Genomic DNA, 19,674 nt, shown 5'->3' on the forward strand with positions numbered 1-19,674 from the left:
GCTAATCCCAACCAAGTAAGAGTTAATAAATGACAGGTTCTGGAATATATAGGATGAATTACCATTTGGTAAAGGATATACCAGTTAGCACGGATATAGTTTAAAGAACCTGAAAATACCTTAAATAAAAGATAAGAAAGAACTTAGAATGTCGCTTTAAACCAATTTTGTATTAACTATCTTAAAACAGCTTGGTGATAAACGCAGCCGATTTTTATATGTCCTGTTCAGGGCTTTCTTTGCGGTATGTGATTAGCAGTCAAAGCCCTCGAACCTTTCAATGAATTTATAGCTACCAAGTTTTCAGTTATAACCAATATCAGCATGATTCAAAGTTTGTTTATGATGAGCTATATTTAAAAAGTCGACTACGTTACATTTGTAGAGAGCACTTATTTTAAAACGGCTTTTTTATATCTTCAGGCTGGCTTTGTATTCACAAGGTATTTTCTGCAATTACCTAAATTTCCCTGAATGAGAAATGCCCCTGCTTTTATAAAATCGATGGTTATGCTAGCCTTCGGCATTACTGCATTTACAGCATGTAAAAGTATAAAAAAGAACCCTGAACAAAGTATAGCTCCTAGCCTGACACAGCATGTTGATCCTTATGTCGGCACTGGTTATCATGGGCACGTGTTTATGGGAGCCAATGTGCCGTTTGGGGCTGTGCAACTGGGGCCGAATAACCTTACCGAAGGATGGGACTGGTGCTCGGGTTATCATTACTCCGACTCTACGATCGTTGGGTTTTCGCACACCCACCTGAGTGGCACCGGAATTGGAGATCTGGGTGATTTAGCCGTGATGCCGACCACAGGCATGCTGAAGCTTCTGAAAGGAACACACCAAGAGCCTGAGAAAGGCTTTTTATCACTTTACTCGCACCAGGAAGAAATTGCCAGACCGGGTTACTATGCCGTTAAGCTGAAACGATATGGTATAAAAGCGGAACTTACAGCTACAGAACGGATTGGTTTTCATCAGTATACTTTCCCGAAGTCAGAAGAGGCGCATATCCTTATTGACCTGGAAGAAGGCATTGGCTGGGACCAGCCCATGGAGACGTTTATCGAGCAACTCAACGACAGCACGTTAGTTGGGTACCGTTTCTCCAAAGGCTGGGCTGCGGACCAGCGTGTATACTTTGCAGCCGTTTTTTCCAGGCCCATGGACCGCTTTGCCAGCTTCCAGGTAACCGATTCGCTGGGCAACGCCGTGGTTGGCTCCAAAGGAAAACGTATAAAAGGCGTGGCCGATTTCACAACGAAGGCGGGCGAAAAGATAAAGATGAAAGTGGGCATATCCCCAGTCAGCGCCGAAAATGCATTAGCAAACATCAAAGCAGAAATTCCGCACTGGGACTTTGGAAAGGTAGCAGCCCAGGCCGATGCCGCATGGAACCGGGAGCTGCAAAAAGTGCGGATACAGACCGGTAACGAAGCGCAGTTGAAAACATTCTATACTGCGCTTTATCATACGATGATCGCACCTTCTGTTTTTAACGACCACAACGGAGACTATCGCGGCACAGATAAGAAAGTATACGAGAAGGCGAACTTCACCAACCTGACCACCTTTTCGCTTTGGGATACCTACCGGGCAGCACACCCTTTGTTTACCATCCTGCATACAGACCGTGTAAACGATATGATCAATTCTATGCTGGCCATTTACCAGCAACAGGGCAAGCTGCCCGTATGGCACCTGATGGGCAACGAAACCAATACCATGGTGGGCTACAGCAGCGTGCCGGTAGTGGCGGACGCTGTTTTAAAAGGCTTTGACAGTTTTGATCATGCGTTGGCTTTTGAAGCCATGAAAGTTACCGCCATGGGCGAGGAGTTCGGCTTGCCGTGGGTAAAAAAACAAGGGTTTATACCTGCCGACGAAGAGGTGGAAAGCGTGGCCAAAGGGCTGGAGTATGCCATTGCCGATTGGAGCATTGCACAGGTAGCAAAAAAACTGGGAAAACAAGAGGAGTATCTATACTTCAGCAAGCGCGGCAAAAACTATGAAAACTACTTCGACAAGCAAACCCGTTTTATGCGCGGCCGCGTTTCGCAGAATGAATGGCGCTCGCCATTCGATCCGTTCAGGTCAGCACATCGCAAAGATGATTATGCCGAAGGCAACTCGTGGCAGTATACCTGGTTGGTACCACAGGATGTAGAAGGATTGATGAGCCTGTTAGGCGGCGAAGAAGCTTTCACGCAAAAGCTCGACTCGCTGTTTACTGCCGAAGGCGATATGGGAGAGGAAGCCTCTAACGACATTACCGGCCTGATCGGGCAATATGCGCATGGAAATGAGCCCAGTCACCATATCACCTACCTCTATGTTTATGCCGGGCAACCTTGGAAAACAGCAGAAAAAGTCCGGTTTATCGTCGACAACATGTATACTGCTAAACCAGACGGCCTGATCGGCAATGAGGATGTGGGGCAAATGTCGGCCTGGTATGTTTTCTCGTCACTTGGTTTTTATCCGGTCAATCCGGCCAACGGTGCTTATGTGTTTGGCAGCCCTGCGGTGAAGCAGGCTACCTTAGCACTACCTAACGGGAAATCCCTTCAGATAGAAGCCCTGCATAACAGCCCGGAAAATAAGTACATTCAGTGTGTAACCTTCAATGGCAAACCCTACACAAAAGCCTACATCCTGCACCGGGACCTGATGCAGGGCGGCAAGCTGATTTTTGAGATGGGAAGTATACCAAGCACTACCTGGGGGACCGTTAAAGAAGACCGACCGAAGTCGATAGTGGAGTAGAAACAGAAGTATAATATTATACTTTAAAAGCCTTGCGAAGGGCTCTTACCTGCGACTCATCTGCCACCAGTTGCTCGAACTCAGAGAGCTGCTTGTAGCTCGATATGAGCGGGTAATCTTTGCGGAATTGCATGTCGCTTTCGACAGATGTACGCACGGAAGCATGTACTTCGCGCACACCAGTTATACTTATTAAATTCTGCAAATTGGCAGGCGTTACTCCCCCTCCGGGCATGATGATCATTTTACCGGCCGCTTTTTCGTGCAGTTCCCGGATCAGCGCGGCTCCCTGCAAGGCTGTTTCCTGCTGGCCTGAGGTAAGCAAACGATTTACACCCAGTTTCAGCAAATCATCCAGCCCTTTAAGGGGATCAACGCAAAAGTCGAAGGCTCGGTGAAACGTGATGCTCATCGGTCCGGCATGCGCGATCAATTCGGCTGTACTGGCTTTATCTATACTTCCGTCCTTGGTCAGGGCACCGATGACCACGCCATTTACACCTAACTTGCGGCATAGGGCAATATCTTTCTTCATCACATCAAATTCCGCATCCGAGTAAAGAAAGTCCCCCCTGCACGGGCGGATGAGTACGTGCAGGGCTATACTTATACTTTGACGAACCACCTCAATCATGCCGGCACTGGGCGTGGTGCCGCCACCAGCCAGGTAATCGCATAGCTCCACGCGCTGTGCTCCGCCCTGCTCAGCTGCAATGGCAGAAGCAACAGAGTCCACGCATATTTCCAGCACCGGCATCAATTTAGAACTTGCTCTTTCCATCTAACAGCTTGGCTCCTGCTTTATCCTGCACCGCTAAGTTGAAGCCCTTGTGTATGCAGTAGCCGCCATACTCGCCGTTCTTGTTCAGCGCAATAAAACCTACCTGCAGGTCTTTCACATCTTTTTGCTTCGCGATGATCCGTTCTACAGCCAGCCGGCAGGCATCTTCCGGCGAGTTGCCCTGGCGCATCAGTTCCACCACCAAATGGCTACCCACCATCCGGATCACAGCTTCGCCCAACCCCGTGGCCGTGGCAGCTCCTATTTCATTATCTACAAACAAACCGGCACCGATAATAGGCGAATCTCCGACGCGGCCATGCATTTTATAGGCTGCACCGCTGGTAGTGCAGGCGCCTGCCAGGTCTCCGTTTGCGTCTAAAGCCAGCATGCCAATGGTATCGTGGTTTTCGATGTTGATGACCGGTTTATACTTGGATTCTTTGAGCCAGTTTTTCCAGTCTTTTTCGGAGGCAGGCGTCAGCAAATTCTCTCTTTTAAATCCTTTCGATAAGGCAAACTGCAAGGCTCCCTCTCCTACCAGCATCACGTGAGGCGTGTCTTCCATCACCTTGCGGGCCACTGAGATCGGGTGTTTGATGTGCTGCAGGAAAGCCACAGCACCGCAGTTGCTGTCCTTATCCATGATACAGGCATCCAAGGTCACTTTTCCTTCTCGATCCGGGTAGCCACCATAGCCAACGGTTCGTACATTCGGGTCGGCTTCCGGCACGCGCACTCCGGCCTCTACCGCATCCAACGCGCTACCGTTTTTAGTCAGCACTTTCCAGGCAGCTTCATTGGCAGGCATGCCGTGGTCCCAAGTAGAGATAACGACAGGTTTGTTGCTTTTCCCTTGCCTCAGCGTTCCGCCAAAGGCACTGGCAAATTGAAAGCCTCCGCTCAAAAAGGTCGCTCCTAGGGCTGATATTTTTATAAATTTTCGTCTGGTGCTCATGGGTTATACTTGAAGATGGTCAGGGTATGCTAATTGATAGATCTTAAAAGTTGCTATACTTTATATTTATGCTTTAACAGGTGCGGACGCTCGACATGGAGCTTCAGAATCAATTCGCCGAAGAGGGTATTCACCCAGGCGAACCACTTTCTGGTAAATTTTGCCGGATCGTCTTTATGGAAGGTTTCATGCATAAAGCCCGTACCGGCATGAGTCGTTTTCAGAGAATAAAGACAGTTCTGTATTTCCTCATCTGACGTACTCGTCATGGCCCGCATAATGATGCTCATCGGCCAGATCATATCCGTGCCAACATGCGGTCCTCCGATTCCCTCGCCTGCCTTGCCTTTAAAGAACCAGGGGTTGTCATTGCTCAGCACAAACCGGCGGGTATTCAGGTATACCGGGTCATCGGCAGCGCAGCAGCCAAGGTAGGGCAGGGCCAGTAAACTCGGGATGTTGGCGTCGTCCATAAACAGGTTGTTCCCATACCCGTCCACCTCAAACGGGTGGATTCTGCCATACTCCAGGTGTTCGACTACAGCATACTGCTGCAGCGCCCTCTCTACTTCGTTGGCCAGTGCCCTGCATTCTGCGGCAAAAGTTTTATCCTGTTTCAGCTGCTCACTCATCTCAGCCAGCTGGCGCAGCGATGTAACGGCAAAGTAGTTCGATGGTACCAGGAACAGGTAGGTAGTAGCGTCGTCGGATGGGCGGAACGTGGAGCAAATAAGCCCCACAGGTTTGATCGGGTTGCCATAACCCGCACCTGCCACCGTATCAGTTTGCCAGCCTGTTACCCTTTGAAATTTATAAGGACCTTTCCCCTCCTTTCGCTGCTGTTCTTTAAATGTCTTTACCACCAGTTTCATGGCTTTCTCCCAGTTGGCATCAAAAGGATTGGTATCGCCGGAGGTTTTCCAGTAATGGTAGGATAGCCGGATCGGGTAACACAGCGAGTCTATTTCCCACTTTCGTTCGTGCACGCCAGGTTGCATCTGGGTCAGGTCTTTTGCCCATTCCCCTTCTTTGGTAGGGTCGTTGTAGAAGGCATTGGCGTAAGGGTCTTTGAGGATGTAGCTCGTCTGCCGGTTGATGACGCCGGCCACCAGGCGTTGCAGCGGCTTATCCTTTTTCATCAGCGGCAGATAGGGCCATACTTGTGCTGAGCTGTCGCGCAACCACATGGCATCGATGTCGCCTGTAATCACATAAGTGTCGGGCCTTCCGTTTTTCTCCTGGTAGGTAACAGTGGTATCCAATGTGCTGGGCAGGCAGTTCTCAAAAATCCAGGCCAGTTCTTCATCAGCAATGTCTTTCTTTACTGCCTTGATGGTATTCTCTACTGCTTTGCTGGTGAAGTTCCGCTCTTTTGTTACAGGACGTTGGCTGGTATACCTGCCTTTCTGCGCAAACGACATAAAAGCAAACCCAGTGGCAGCAAGGCCTGCCGCTGCAATACTGCTGCTCTTTACAAATTCTCTCCTGGTTGGCATGGTTTAGTGCATGTGCTGATTGGAAATGCCATTTTATACTTTAGAAGAACCCGATATTCAGGCAGACAAATTCTTGCTGGAACACTGTCTTACTAACGGGCCGAAGTGAAAGAAATCAATCGTTACCAGTCGGAATATATAGGAAAGATCGAATAGAAACAAATTGATGAAATCGATGATGCTAACACCTCTACCAATAAATGTGATAAACCAAGTAGAAACAGCAGGCGAATTCATTCTTACTTTGATTTCACTATATTTAGTTGCTTAACTGATCTGCCTTTAATTACAGGAAATTGCACAACTGATACATTTTCTTTTTCAAATACATGTTTCTATGCTTAAACTGATGCAAATACATCATGTAGCCCTGATCTGCTCTGACTACGAAAGGTCAAAAGCTTTTTATACCAGTACTCTAGGACTTGACGTGTTACAGGAAGTATACCGGCACGACAGGAAGTCATACAAATTAGATTTGGCTTTAAATGGCAAGTATGTACTGGAGCTGTTTTCTTTTCCTGACCCTCCTAAAAGACCTTCCAGACCCGAAGCAACCGGCCTCCGCCACCTTGCTTTTGAAGTGAATAACCTGGATGAAACGGTTAAAGCCTTGCTAGCACAAGCGATAGTTCCAGAGCCGATCAGAACAGATGAACATACCGGCAAACGCTTTACTTTTATCAGCGATCCGGACGATCTTCCAATCGAATTCTATGAAAGCTAAATCTTATACTTTACTTCTAACCTGCACCTCATGAAAAAACCTATACTTTGCACTGCCCTGATAGCCCTGGCAATTATACTTGGCTCGCCAGCTTCTATACTGGCGCAACAGAAAAAACCACGATTTGAGCCGGAAGAACTAGCAAACCCACTGATGGGAACAGACTCGAAAGTGAGCCTCTCAAACGGTAATACCTACCCTGCCGTAGCAGTGCCCTGGGGCATGAACCTGTGGACGGCCCAAACCGGCAAAATGGGCAATGGCTGGGCTTATACTTATGATGAAGATAAGATCAGGGGCTTTAAACAAACCCATCAGCCCTCGCCCTGGATGAACGACTATGGCCAGTTTGTCATCATGCCGGTAACCGGCAAACTCCGCTTTGATCAGGATGATCGTGCCAGCTGGTTCTCTCATAAATCGGAAGTGGCCAAGCCTTACTATTACAGCGTATACCTTGCCGATCACGACGTAACCACCGAGTTTACCCCGACAGAACGCGCTGCCCAGTTCCGCTTCACCTACCCGCAATCCGATAGCTCGTTTATTGTGATCGATGCGCTGGACAAAGGCTCTTATGTAAAAGTGATTCCGGCAGAGAACAAGATCATAGGCTATACAACCAAAAACGCACGCAGCAATCCCAAGGATTTCAAGAACCACTTTGTTATTTATGCCGATAAGCCTTTTACCCTGGCCTACACCTGGCACGACTCAGTACTGGTAAAAAACAAGCTGGAGATGAGCGCCAATCATGCCGGTGCCATTATTGGTTTTAAAACCTTCAAAGGTGAGAAAGTAAACCTACGTGTGGCGTCTTCCTTCATCAGCCTGGAGCAGGCTGAGCTTAACCTGAAGCGTGAGCTGGCAAATGATGATTTTGAAGCTACGAAACAGAAAGCAAAAGCGCTCTGGAACCAGGCCATGAGCCGCATAATCGTAGAGGGCGGAACCGATGAGCAGTTACGCACTTTCTACAGTTGTCTTTATCGCACGCTATTCTTCCCGCATAAAATGTACGAGCTCGATGCTAATGGCAATGCTGTACACTACAGCCCTTATGACGGCAAGGTATACCCTGGCTACCGTTTTGCCGGCACCGGCTTCTGGGATACGTTTCGAGCGCTATACCCTTTCCTGAACCTGGCTTACCCAAGTATAAACCAAGAAATGCAGGCCGGTCTGCTAAACGACTACAAGGAAGGTGGCTGGCTGCCGGAGTGGTCTAGTCCGGGTTACGCCAACATCATGATCGGCAACAACTCTGCTTCAGTGGTAGCTGATGCTTATATGAAAGGACTGCGTGGCTACGACATCAACACTTTATATGAAGCCCTGCTGCACGGAGCCAACAACGAAGGCCCTATTACCGCCGTTGGCCGAGCCGGTGCTGAGTACTACAACAAGTTGGGCTACGTACCTTATGATGTAAAGATCAACGAGAATGCTGCCCGCACTTTGGAATATGCTTATGATGATTTTGCCATCTACCAACTAGCCAAAGCGCTTAATCGACCTCAGACAGAAATAGAACTTTATGCGAAGCGCAGCCAGAACTACCGTCACCTCTTCGACCCTGCCACCGGACTGATGCGCGGCAAAAACCAGGACGGTACTTTTCAGTCCCCATTTAATCCGTTTAAATGGGGCGATGCCTTTACCGAGGGTAACAGCTGGCACTACAGCTGGTCGGTTTTCCATGATGTGCAGGGGCTAATCGACCTGATGGGAGGCAAAAAAAACTTTGTAGCAAAGCTGGACTCAGTGTTCACCCTGCCGCCAAAATATGACGAGAGCTACTACGGCAGCGTCATCCACGAAATACGCGAAATGCAGATTGCCAACATGGGTCAGTACGCACACGGTAACCAGCCTATTCAGCACATGATCTACCTCTACAACTATGCCGCGGAGCCCTGGAAAGCGCAATACTGGGTGCGAGAAACCATGAACCGCATGTACCTGCCTACCCCAGACGGCTACTGCGGCGACGAAGACAATGGGCAGACCTCGGCCTGGTACATTTTCTCGTCTATGGGTTTCTATCCGGTCACGCCGGCTGTAAACCAGTATGTAATGGGCGCCCCGCTGTTCAAGAAAACAACTATAAAATTAGAGACCGGAAAAGAGTTTGTGATAGAAGCCCCGGCCAACAGCAGGGAAAACCTATATATTCAGAAAGCTACGCTTAATGGGAAGAAGTATGAGAAGAACTGGATCTCGCATGAGGACATCCTGAAGGGCGGTAAGCTTAAATTTGACTTGGGAGCTAGGCCAAATAAGAGTCGCGGCACACTTGATGCAGCGGTTCCTTACTCTTTCTCCAGTGACAGGAAGCTGTCACAAAACCTGAAACAATAGCTTTATTTCTATCAAGCAGTACTCACTTTGATAACTTACTTACAGGCGCGAAACTCGCACTTGAAAATAAAAGAAGCTTCTCATTCAATTTGAGAAGCTTCTTCCTCTTTGCCTAATAAAAACGCGAAAAACTGAAGCCGCATGTGGATGGATATAAACATGCATATATCTTGAACAATAGCCTTATACTACTAAAGAGATTTCAGAAGTCGTATTTATTTAGAATTTCTATGAAAGAAGCTAAATCTTGGTGGATAAAGTTCGATAATTCGATCCTTTAGTACCAAACTCTTCAAGCAGGTCTTTCTTCTTTTTAAGCACGGTTAGTTTTGCATTCAGCCGCTGTTCCTTGACGGAATCAGGACAGGTATAATTAGCTTGTCTCCTCCACCAAAAGCCCCTTAAGAGCTTCCAAATCCCTGTGAATAAAAATCAAAAATTGTATCCTTTGATCTATTCAAAAGAATTTCAGTTAATGCTGAGAGCCTTTTTTGCTTTATAAGCTTCAGTAACCAATCTTAATTTCTACATCATAAAAGCAGGGAACTGTATAATGTTTTGGCATAAAAAGGTAAGCTTAGTCTTCGGTGTCAGACTTCAGATCCTTTTCATCATCCTTTCTAGATGAAGCACGTTTAGCATTTTTTGCCGCAACTTTAAGGGAATCCTGATGCTCTTTCCTCTCCTTGAATTCTTTTTGGCGCTGCTTCTTCTGTTGGTCTCTTGATCTGGTACTCATTGTATTTTGATTTATTTATAACTGATTATTGGACCGTGCTAAGCCCTCAATTCTGTTGTGATCTTATTTATACGCTCAAACCAATCTAAACTTTTTATTTTCTGCATTGGGGGTAAAAAGATGAATTAAATCTTCTTCGTCAGGATGGGTTAACCAGTAGTTTTTGTGAGATAAGAAACACCATACTTAACACTGAGGAGCTTTTATATGTACTTAGGCACTACCAAGACATTGAACTCTTGCTGTCTTCTGCCTCTTAGAAGTAAAAATTTGTTCGACGAGGGTATTGGGGCTCCATTATATGCGCCAGCTTTGTCTTCAGCGTTGTTACAACACAATAAAGCTCTGCAAGAGATGAAGCAGAAAACTTGCACTGATTTATTTTTCGGAAAAATACCTGAGGCATTCGGAAAACACCATATATCAACTATATTAGTGTACCAACTTCAGCTTTGAAACGAATACTAGCCATATGTCTGCTTTTTGTTTTCACTTTTAACAGTGTTGGATACTACTTTGTCTTTATTGTGCTGCAGCAGCAAATCAGGAGTGAGATCAAAAACCAGATCAAACAACGCATTCCGGCAGATGAGCTTCATGTTATTGCTGTAAGTATAAATGAACAGGGAAAGCTTGACTGGAAGAGAGAAGGCAAAGAGTTTCTGTATAAGGGCAGCATGTATGATGTTGTAAAAACAGAAACAAAGGATGATACTGTATTTTACTACTGCATTACGGATGTGGAAGAAACGCAGCTTTTTGCCATGCTCGACCAGCTGGTAAAAGAACATCTGGCGCACTCAAAGAAACACAACTCGGCTAAAAAACTGCTGAAAAGCTTCTACAAAAAGTTCTATGACAACAAGTATGTTGTCCGCATAACTGTACCTGTTGTTAATTATAGTTTCCTGCCTCCGGTAGACGAATCTCTTCAATCCCTCGCCCTGGATATCGCCTCTCCTCCTCCCAGGCTGGTTTAGTTTATTTCCTGCATATAAAGTCAGAAAGTGATGTCAGGCACTTATCTGAAATATGCCATGCTTATACATGCATGCACTAAATAATCTATTGTCCAGACTAAACCATATTCATGAAAAGATATACTCTTATAGTTGTCTGTGCCCTGTTATCCTTTACAGCCTTTGCACAAAACAACCCGCTAAAAGGCAGAATATTTGATGCCTATAGTCATACTGCTCTGGAGGGAGCAAGTATCATCGTATCCGAAACAGCCGGAACCATCACCAACAACAAAGGTGAATTTGAGCTGGATTGCTACGGCACTACATCAATTACGATAAAGTACATTGGCTACGAAACTTATACCGGCATTGTAAAAGATTGTAGACAGTTACTTCAGATCGGGCTTATACCATCTGATAATAACCTGAACGAAGTAGAAGTAAGTGCTTCCAGCCCTACTAACAACGCTAATTTAAAGCAGCCGCAGTCCATAGGTTTGCTGAGCCGCCGAGAGCTTACCCGCAACGAGGGAGTTTTTCTTGAGAACACCATCAACTTGGTGTCCGGCGTGCGCATGGAAAAGCGCACCATGTCCGGTGGCCAGCGTGTAGTGATCAGGGGTTATGGTTATCCGGCTGGATCGGGTAACCCGGTTAACTTTAACGGCGCAGGCATTAAGGCCTATTTAAATGGCATACCGGTTACAGATGCCGAAGGTATAACCAGCTACGACGACATTGATTACAGCACGCTAGGCAAGGTTGAAGTCATAAAAGGCCCTGCTTCCAGCTTGTATGGCACCGGCATTGGTGGTGTTTTGAAGATGTATACCCTGAAACCTGCGCCGCAAGCTACGCGCATTGTTCAGGATGCCATGGCTGGTAGCTATGGTTTGTGGCGCTCCAACACACGCATGGAAAATGCTTCAGATAAGGCCTCCGTTATGGTAAACTATGGCCATCAGAACTACGACAGCTACCGCGTGCACAGTGCTTCTAAAAAGGATTTCGCCACGTTTATAGGCGACTTCAGAAGCAGCGACAAGCAATCGCTTTCCGTTTATACTTCCTACAACAACTCTTACGACCAACTGGCCGGGCAAATGGACAGTGCCTCTTTCTTTAACAAAGAAAACAAAGGCGAAGCGAAGTATCTGGCTAACAACGGGCACATCGGGTATGAAAGCTTTAGAACCGGGGTATCGCACAACTATACTTTCTCTAAGTATATAAGCAACGTAACCAGCGCCTATTTCAGCAATTACAAGCAAAGCCAGTCTTCTGCGGCAGGCCTTAGCAGTAACATGGCAAGTAACTTTGGCGGCAGAACCGAATTTAACCTGAACTTTACTGGCGAAGTATTAAGCTTGGCCGGTACTGTGGGTGGTGAGTATCAGAAAACCAACTCATTCAAAAAGACCAATGCCATGGCCGACGGTGTACTTGGCGGCATTACGACCGACCTGGAAGTAGCGGGCCAGCAATACTCCCTGTTTACTGAATGGAACCTGCAACTGCCCCGTAACTTTACTTTGATAGGCGGTGCCAGCAGCAATATCATCGAGTATGGCATTACCGATAAGCTTACAAATTCTGCAAACAAAACGCACAAAGACCAGTCTGGCTACAAAACTTTTAAGCCCTTTGTAACACCGCGTGTTGCCCTGCAAAAGGTATTCGGAGAAAATATAACAGCTTATGTTTCGGTAAGCCAGGGCTACTCGCCGCCTACGTCTGGCAACGTGGTGGTGCCTGCCACAGGTGAGGTATTAACTGATCTTAAACCGGAAAAAGGTACGCAGTATGAAGTTGGCAGCAAAGGAAGCCTGCTGGATAAGAAGTTATCATACCAGGTAGCTTTGTTTGATCTGAATGTGAGCGATAAGCTGACAACACAGGCTATAACAGACCCCACCTCAGGTACTGTGTTATACTCCTACAGCGTTAATGCCGGAAGCCAGAAAAACAGGGGTGCTGAACTTGCTGTAAACTATTCTGTTGTTGATGACAATACGAAATTTGTAATGCTGGTAAGGCCGTTTGCAAATTATACTTACTCTGATTTCACCTACGATAACTTCAAAAGCGACAATAACAACAACGAGCGTACGGTAGATTATTCCGGGAATTCGGTCATGGGTGTGCCAGAGCATAACTTCAACGCAGGAATCGATATCAGTACGAGACCTGGCATTTACCTGTTGGCAACCTATCAGTATGTATCCGATATGCCGATCACGTTTGATAATGCCCATACAGCGCCGGGCTACTCGTTGCTGAATGCCAAACTGGGCTGGCGCAAAAGTATAGGCAACCATGTGCAGTTTGATGTGTATGCAGGAGGCAATAACCTGACAGAAAGCCTGTACTACAACATGGTTTTCTTGAGTGCTTACAGTGCATCTGCAAAGAACCCGAACATCTACCTGCCTGCCGCTTACAAAGCTACGTTCTACGGCGGCTTTACTTTCAGCTATAAACTATAAACCATCCTGCCGGGAGTAACTGCCTGTTACTTCCGGCTTATTATAAACAGATAAACATGAACAAGTATATACTAGGCGCTACACTGGCAATCGGACTAGCGTCGTGCGGCCGTTTCGGCAATAAAGAAGAAGATCAGCAGGTTAAGGGAGAGCGTATCGTTTCTGTATCAAAGCAGCACAGCGAGATCATGTATGCCTTGGGTGCTGAAAAGAATCTGGTGGCGGTAGATATATCCAGTACCTATCCGCCTGCTATAAAAAAGCTGCCTACTGTTGGCTACCATCGGGCACTGAGCCTGGAAGGCCTTTTAGCAGCCAAACCAACCCTGATCCTGCACGATGGGCACAGCAGCATTGGACCGGACCATGTGGTGAGCCAGCTAAAGCAGCTGGATATCCCGATGAAGGAATTTTCTGTTAAAGCCAGCACCCTCGACAGCACCATACTGCTGATGCGCGAAATAGGCTCCTACTTCGGTAAAGAAAAGCAGGCTGATTCCCTTTGCCGCATACTTGATGCCGACATGAAACTTGCCATGGAGCAAGCCAAAGCCTACCAGCACAAGCCTAAAGTTCTGGTGATCCATTTCGGGCAGGCAAGTAACGTGTACCTGGTGGTAACGAAAAAGAACACAGGTGCTAAAATGGTAGAATGGGCAGGCGGCACCATGGCCGTAGACGACCCGAAAGCGATGAAGCAGTTGTCCGCAGAAGTGGTAGCCAAGTCCGATCCCGATGTGATTCTGCTAACCGACTTTGGCTACGATCGCCTGAAAGGATCATCCGATAAAATAAGCGAACTGCCTGGTGTTTCGAGCACGAAAGCGTTCAAGAACGGCCACATCTACCGGGTGGAGGAGCACGACCTTATTTATTTCGGACCACGCACCGGCAAAAATGTTCTGGCACTTCAAAAACTAATTCATCCGGATGAGCAGGTTCAATAAGCAGTATACAGGCGTATACCCGATCCTGCTCTTATTGCTGCTTGTCGTAACACTTCTCTCGATCCGCTACGGGGCTGTGGAGATCTCGCTGCAGGAAATTTATACTTCCATCCGCAACTGGTTTACTTCGTCGGAAAGTATGACTTTGAACGAAAGGATCTTTATGGAGATCCGGTTACCGAGGGCTATACTTTGTGTGGTTGTAGGGGCAAGCCTGGCAGTTGGCGGCGCTTTAATGCAATCGTTGTTCCGGAACCCGATTGTGGAGCCGGGCCTGGTTGGCACATCCAGTGGAGCTGCGTTTGGCGCAGCACTATACTTTGTGTTAGGCTCTGCTTTCCAAATCCCCACAGCTGGAGAATGGGCGTTGCCGATAGCGGCCTGCCTGGGAGGTATAGTAGCCACCTTCCTGGTTTTTATACTTGCCAAGTCGAAGCATACCGGTAAAAGCTCTATCGTGGCGTTGCTACTAACAGGTATTGCGATCAATGCGCTCTTTATAAGCGGTGTTGGTTTTATGTCGTACATGGCCCGCGACCCGCAGGCCCGCTCCATCACATTCTGGACGCTGGGTACTCTGTCCGGTGCTAACTGGCATTCGGTACTGATCGTTGGACTTACTTCGGTGGTGTGCATTTCATTGGCGTTGAAGTATACCAAGCACCTGAACGCACTGATGATTGGCGAAGAGGAAGCGCAATTCATCGGCATCAACATCAAGCGCTTAAAGCTCACGATCTTATTGATCAACGTGGTGATGGTGGCCGTAGCCACTGCTTTTACAGGCGTGATTAGTTTCATCGGTTTGATCGTGCCCCACCTGCTCCGCATTATGTGAGGTTCCGATAACCGCTACCTGGTACTGGGGAGTGCCATAGCAGGCGGCGTTCTGCTGAGCCTTGCCGATCTGATCGCGCGCCTGGTTTTACAGCCTGCCGAATTGCCCATCGGCATAGTAACTTCTGTAGTGGGTGTGCCGGTGTTCATTCTGCTCTTAAGAAAGAAAAACTATTACTTCTAATTTCATGCTTTCAGTACAGAATATTACTTATAAGATCGGCAACAAGGTGCTGCTGGATGATGTTACTACCACGTTCGAACCCGGCAAACTGAACCTGATAATCGGCCCGAACGGTGCCGGAAAATCAACGTTAGTGAAGGTGCTGTGCAAGCAACTGCAGCCTGCGCAGGGAGCTGTAACGTATGGACAAAAGCCGTTGCAGGATTACACGGACTTGGAGCTAGCTAAAATACGATCGGTACTCTCACAGAACATTGATCTGGCTTTTCCACTGAAAGTATGGGAGGTGGTGATGATGGGCCGTTACCCGCATTTCAGCAGCAAGCCCGACCAGAAAGACAACATGGCATGTGAAGAGGCGATGCGCTTCTTTGATGTGCTGGACATGGCAGACAGAAATTACATGACCCTGAGCGGCGGTGAAAAACAACGGGTGCACTTTGCCCGTGTTGCCAGCCAGATCTGGTACCCGGTTAATGACCAGTACCGCTACCTGATCTTAGATGAACCCCTGACTTTCCTGGATGTTCATTACCAGTTCCAGTTTATGCACCAGATCATGGAGTTGCTTCAGCACCAGGACCTGGTGGTCGTAGGCGTTGTACACGACCTGAACCTGGCAGCCAAATTTGCTGATAAGATCCTGCTTATAAATCAGGGCAAAGTTCTGGCACAGGGCACCAGCAGAGAAGTGCTTACCACGGAGAATATCAAAGCTGCTTACAGGCTGAATCCTTTTATTGTAGAGCATAAAGAAAAGGAAGCGATGTACCTGTTTTTTGAATAGGTAATGAGTTTTAACTACTGCTGTATTTAATAAATATTATATTTAAAGACAATTTCGCTAATTTAAAACTAATGTCAGCCGGAGGATATCTACGTTGTATTTTATTGTTTTTATACCTGTTACCAGCAAGCCTGATGGCACAGTCAGGAAAGCAGGTAACATATCAGCGTATCGGGTGGGTACGGTACAGTAACCGGCTGCAGCTGAGTGAACGGGTGGCATTTGTTGCTGAAGTGGATAACCGTGTTTTTCTTTCTGAGTTCAGGGAGCAAACGTTTTCGCTCCGCTCAGCCGTAAGGTATACTTTTCATCCTCAAATTGATGCTACGCTAGGGTTTACCTATGCCCAACAGTATCCGCAGAATCCTGAAAGTGACCTTGTTGTACCTGAGTTAAGGCCGCAGCAGGATATTACATTAAAGCAGGAAATTGGAAAAGTGAAGCTGAATCACCAATACCGGCTGGAGGAGCGCTTTATCAGAAAAACAATTGAAGATGAGCTTGCGTCAGGTTATCGCTTCAACTTTCGTTTCCGCTATAGGCTACAGGGCGAAGTGCCGCTTTGGCATGGTGAAACTCAGGAAGTAAAGCTAGTAGTGTCTGATGAGGTGATGCTGAATGCTGGGAAGAGCATCGAGTATAATACGTTTGACCAAAACAGACTGTATGGTGGTGTGCAGTGGGAAGTGTCGCCAGCTCTGGCACTAGAACTTGGATACATGAAATGGCACCAGCAACGTCCATCTGGCTCAAACTATTTCAATAGGGATGTAGCAAGGCTGAGTGTTTCTCATAAGCTGCAATTATACTAGGATAAAGACTAAACTAAAGCTAGGAAATAGTATAGTATAGTATAGTATAGTATAGTATAGTGCTTACCTGACAGGTACTCCGCTAGCAGTAGCTTTAGTTTTTTGTTTCAAAGCTTGATACCAGTACACGGTACTTATACCGATAAGATCACCGAGCTTAATTACAGATCAACTACAGATGTACTTTTTGAATAACTTCCCATAGCCCCAAGTATGTTCTGCTAAAATCTTAGCTCATATGTACCTTCTCGTTTAGTAACTGGCTTTGAGCATTGGGGAAGCAGGACAACTATTGTGCAGGGTAAAATAACCTAGATCTTTTTATTTGATTTACGATCAGATTACCAGACGCACCCCACCCAGCTCCTGTAAGCCATAAGGGAAGCTATTTCCAGGGGAGCCAATGAACATGAAATTTTTCGGTATTCCCCATTTAATTGATAAATCCCTGATCAGTTCAGGACCAAAGTGTCCTCTTAGGATAACAAAATCTACTTCAAGCTCGGGATATGCCAGATCTAATACTTCTACCTCGTGCATTAATTTTTTAGGAGGCTGTTCACCCTCCTGCAACACGTTGACAATTTTTAATCTATTAGTGTGCTCATTCTCAACAATGTACCGCATCACCTTATTAAGGTTGGCAATATTGTCTCCCTTTGTAAAAAACACGAATTGTTGCGATCTAATCGTATTTATCAGGCGCAACGTGGTATACGATTTAAATGGTAATATTTTCCTTAGAGGGCGCTCCACTTGCCGCAACAGGTAAGTAAATAAAATTAGTAGCTCTATTCTATAGAGCATTATAAATACAACAGCAGCTGTGGGTATGAAATATTTCAGGAAAACCCATACATAGGCTGGGTTAAGTATGGCATTCCCTATCAAGGCTGCTAACACAGCAGAGATCGCCAGGAGTAAAACCATACCGGATGCTCTGACTGGCCTTGGCAATCGGTTTCTGCGCAGCTTTAGCAGTATGTTGCCAAACCCAAATAAGGTCATTACAGACAAAAAAGAAATAGTGTAGACACCCGCTAATGCCCCTATATCTCCACTCGTTATAAAAAGGATAGACACGCAAAGCAAAAAGAACGAGATCATGATGAGATATGCCGATCCCCTTTTATTCGTAATTAGCAAAAACTGAGGCAAACAGCGGTCCAATGTCATTCGCTGAACCAATCCCGTCACACCTACATAAGAAGTTAGTACAGCACCGCTAAGCACTAGTGCAGCATCAACAGAAACAATTGTTGCCAACCAGTTTCCGCCGGCTATTTCACCCAGATATGCCAGTAAAGCAGTCTGATTTTGAGCTACAGATGCCAAAGGAAGTATGGCTATGGCCAAAAAAGCAGTTAGTGGGTTGAAAATCGTTACAGCTAACCACATGTTTCGTAGCGTTTTCGGGAAAACACCTGGGGCCTGCTCCTCTACAAAATTAGCCGAACTCTCAAAACCTGATATTCCAAGCATAGCAGCCGCAAAACCAAAAAAAAGAGCATTCCAAATACTTCCTTCCAAAGGCTGGCTGTAGTTCATATTTAACATATCAAACCCATTGCTAAAGAAATACAGAAATCCAACTACAACCAAAAGCGTGAGAGTAGAGATATGAATTAGAAATATAACAATGGCAACAATCGCCGACTCACCTATTCCCATGATGGTAAGCCCCATAAAGAATGCTAAAAGTCCTATGGTAGCTAGTATAATAGGAAGTCCTTCCCATAAATGATGTACATAATGCATCGCCTCGCTGGCAGAAATAACAGCTGTGGCCATGTAAGACAACAATGTAAGGCAGGCGGCTAGAGAGGCCGTAGTCTTGCTGGTTGTATTGAGCAGTGCATTATAAGCTCCCCCATTCAGTGGCAGAGCGCCTACCACTTCACCATAAATACTCCTGAAGAGATACAGAACACCGCCTACCAGTAAAAGAGCCACCCACGCATACTGGCCCGCATATATGATAGCCAGCGCTGAAACATAAAGACAAGAGGATGTTATATCGTTTCCGCATATGGATGTAGCAGCTAATTCTTTAAGCTTGGGAGCGTGTGTAGAAGAAGCGGAACTGGAAAGATCTTTTGCCATAAGTCTGTTTAGATATGCTATCTGTATACGATAAGTACAGATATGTTATCAGAAGCTTTGCAGATGTTAGTAACAATCAATAATTCTGATTCTATGAGATAACAGTTTTGGAGCGTCGATTAATCAAGCAGGGGAAGTGGGAGGAGAAAATTTCGATGGCGATTTTGATAAAACCGCGCTATAACAACCAGTAAGAAGGAGCTATCAGAAAACAAGAATAATAATAGAATGGCAAGGAAAAAGCCTCTGCAATTTGTATAGACGGGCTTTTCCCTGCCTTCAATGATTTTTATATAATAGAGGTCTTTAGCTGATAAGCTATAAACACCTACAACCCTGCCTCTTTAGACTACAAGGCTTTATTTCTACTTGCCACTTCATCCTTTCTATTAAAGGAGTGCCGTTCCTTGATTAAGTAATCAATAAGCCGTTCAAGAAGAGAGCAACACAAGCAGGATTACTTTCTCCGCTAAATTCCCTGCTCCTCTTGGGTCAGGGGCTCTTTCATTGCCTTGATGGTGCTGGCTGCCGGCTTTATGCGGGCTGCAGTAGTGCGGAGCGTGGTACTATCTAGTTCTGGCACCGGCTAGCTGATGCTCATGAGCTAAAAACCACAAACGCCCCCTGCTTTGGACAGGGGGCGTTTGTGGTTGAAGGGGTTGGCGGCTACCTACTCTCCCGGATGTGACTCCAGTACCATCGGCGCAGCGGGGCTTAACTTC

At 46.5% G+C, this 19,674-nt stretch carries 13 protein-coding genes and 1 pseudogene; 9 read left to right on the forward strand and 5 right to left on the reverse strand.

Annotated elements, in window-relative coordinates:
- Nucleotides 1-510: 510 nt before the first annotated feature.
- Complete coding sequence (locus tag MJ611_RS11895; RefSeq protein WP_250430022.1) at nucleotides 511-2,772, forward strand: GH92 family glycosyl hydrolase; 2,262 nt, start codon at nucleotides 511-513, stop codon at nucleotides 2,770-2,772.
- Between the two features lie 16 nt (nucleotides 2,773-2,788).
- On the opposite strand, the gene MJ611_RS11900 is transcribed toward MJ611_RS11895, so the two are convergent.
- The 3 genes from MJ611_RS11900 to MJ611_RS11910 are packed head-to-tail and all read right to left on the reverse strand — an operon-like array spanning nucleotide 2,789 to nucleotide 6,007.
- Complete coding sequence (locus MJ611_RS11900) at nucleotides 2,789-3,553, reverse strand: copper homeostasis protein CutC (protein WP_250430023.1); 765 nt, start codon at nucleotides 3,551-3,553, stop codon at nucleotides 2,789-2,791.
- Nucleotides 3,534-4,511, reverse strand: a complete 978-nt coding sequence (locus MJ611_RS11905) for an isoaspartyl peptidase/L-asparaginase family protein (protein ID WP_250430024.1) — start codon at nucleotides 4,509-4,511, stop codon at nucleotides 3,534-3,536. The genes MJ611_RS11900 and MJ611_RS11905 overlap by 20 nt, the downstream gene beginning before the upstream one ends.
- 53 nt (nucleotides 4,512-4,564) lie before the next feature.
- Nucleotides 4,565-6,007: a glycoside hydrolase family 125 protein gene (locus tag MJ611_RS11910; RefSeq protein ID WP_250430025.1), complete on the reverse strand. Its 1,443-nt coding sequence runs from the start codon at nucleotides 6,005-6,007 to the stop codon at nucleotides 4,565-4,567.
- A 337-nt stretch (nucleotides 6,008-6,344) separates the two neighbouring features.
- Here MJ611_RS11910 and gloA2 point away from each other — a divergent pair, with 337 nt between their 5' ends.
- Complete coding sequence (gene gloA2, locus MJ611_RS11915; protein ID WP_250430026.1) at nucleotides 6,345-6,734, forward strand: SMU1112c/YaeR family gloxylase I-like metalloprotein; 390 nt, start codon at nucleotides 6,345-6,347, stop codon at nucleotides 6,732-6,734.
- 30 nt (nucleotides 6,735-6,764) lie between these two features.
- Nucleotides 6,765-9,095 carry a GH92 family glycosyl hydrolase gene (locus tag MJ611_RS11920; protein ID WP_250430027.1) on the forward strand — a complete coding sequence of 777 codons (2,331 nt, stop codon included), beginning with the start codon at nucleotides 6,765-6,767 and terminating at the stop codon, nucleotides 9,093-9,095.
- A gap of 577 nt (nucleotides 9,096-9,672) precedes the next feature.
- Here the strand turns inward: MJ611_RS11920 and MJ611_RS11925 are convergent.
- Nucleotides 9,673-9,834, reverse strand: a complete 162-nt coding sequence (locus MJ611_RS11925; protein WP_250430028.1) for a hypothetical protein — start codon at nucleotides 9,832-9,834, stop codon at nucleotides 9,673-9,675.
- Between the two features lie 452 nt (nucleotides 9,835-10,286).
- On the opposite strand from MJ611_RS11925, the gene MJ611_RS11930 reads away from it, so the two are divergent.
- The 6 genes and pseudogenes from MJ611_RS11930 (at nucleotide 10,287) to MJ611_RS11955 (ending at nucleotide 16,849) form a co-directional block, all read left to right on the forward strand.
- Nucleotides 10,287-10,814 carry a hypothetical protein gene (locus MJ611_RS11930; protein WP_250430029.1) on the forward strand — a complete coding sequence of 176 codons (528 nt, stop codon included), beginning with the start codon at nucleotides 10,287-10,289 and terminating at the stop codon, nucleotides 10,812-10,814.
- Nucleotides 10,815-10,924: 110 nt separating this feature from the next.
- Nucleotides 10,925-13,282, forward strand: coding sequence for a TonB-dependent receptor (locus MJ611_RS11935; protein ID WP_250430030.1), 2,358 nt, complete (start codon nucleotides 10,925-10,927; stop codon nucleotides 13,280-13,282).
- A gap of 56 nt (nucleotides 13,283-13,338) precedes the next feature.
- Complete coding sequence (locus MJ611_RS11940) at nucleotides 13,339-14,229, forward strand: heme/hemin ABC transporter substrate-binding protein (protein ID WP_250430031.1); 891 nt, start codon at nucleotides 13,339-13,341, stop codon at nucleotides 14,227-14,229.
- Nucleotides 14,213-15,250 (forward strand): annotated as a pseudogene (locus MJ611_RS11945) (FecCD family ABC transporter permease). Before MJ611_RS11940 ends, MJ611_RS11945 begins: the two are co-directional and overlap by 17 nt.
- Before the next feature lie 4 nt (nucleotides 15,251-15,254).
- On the forward strand, nucleotides 15,255-16,037 hold the full coding sequence (locus tag MJ611_RS11950; protein WP_250430032.1) for a heme ABC transporter ATP-binding protein: 783 nt from the start codon (nucleotides 15,255-15,257) through the stop codon (nucleotides 16,035-16,037).
- 134 nt (nucleotides 16,038-16,171) lie between these two features.
- Nucleotides 16,172-16,849, forward strand: a complete 678-nt coding sequence (locus tag MJ611_RS11955) for a DUF2490 domain-containing protein (protein ID WP_250430033.1) — start codon at nucleotides 16,172-16,174, stop codon at nucleotides 16,847-16,849.
- Nucleotides 16,850-17,185: 336 nt separating this feature from the next.
- Here the strand turns inward: MJ611_RS11955 and MJ611_RS11960 are convergent, their stop codons facing one another.
- Nucleotides 17,186-18,952 carry an APC family permease gene (locus MJ611_RS11960; protein WP_250430034.1) on the reverse strand — a complete coding sequence of 589 codons (1,767 nt, stop codon included), beginning with the start codon at nucleotides 18,950-18,952 and terminating at the stop codon, nucleotides 17,186-17,188.
- Nucleotides 18,953-19,674: the final 722 nt, after the last annotated feature.

This window comes from Pontibacter ruber, from assembly GCF_023630205.1.
In the GTDB taxonomy this organism is placed as follows: domain Bacteria; phylum Bacteroidota; class Bacteroidia; order Cytophagales; family Hymenobacteraceae; genus Pontibacter; species Pontibacter ruber.